Raw genomic sequence first — 422 nt, forward strand, 5'->3', positions numbered from 1 at the left:
CTCATTGAATTTCACAGCCAGAACAAGACGGTTGCGGCGAGCATGATCGCGGAGAAGAAGGTTTCCGGGCAGCGGTCGTATCGGGTGGCGACGCGCCGCCAATCCTTCAGACGGCCGAACATGATCTCGATGCGGTTGCGCCGTTTGTAGCGCCGCTTGTCGTATTTGACGGCCTTCCTGCGGGACTTTCGACCGGGGATGCAGACCTTTATCCCCTTGTCTTTCAACGCTTCTCTGAACCAATCAGCGTCGTAGCCCCTGTCAGCCAGCAGCCAACCCGCCTTCGGCAGACTGCCCAGAAGAGCCGCGGCGCCTGTGTAGTCGCTGACCTGGCCGGCCGACATGAAGAACCCGATCGGCCGCCCCGTGGCATCGGCAACGGCGTGCAGTTTGGTGTTCATGCCGCCTTTTGTCCGCCCGAT

Annotated in this window: 1 protein-coding gene; it reads right to left on the minus strand. The window is 61.1% G+C overall.

Going from position 1 to position 422, the window contains the following annotated elements; genetic code table 11:
• Positions 1–11: 11 nt before the first annotated feature.
• On the minus strand, positions 12–422 hold a 411-nt coding region (locus tag TW83_RS17375), incomplete at its 5' end, for an IS5 family transposase (RefSeq protein ID WP_157001755.1).

It is taken from the genome of Paracoccus sp. S4493 (assembly GCF_000967735.1).
GTDB classification, from domain to species: Bacteria; Pseudomonadota; Alphaproteobacteria; order Rhodobacterales; family Rhodobacteraceae; genus Paracoccus; species Paracoccus marcusii.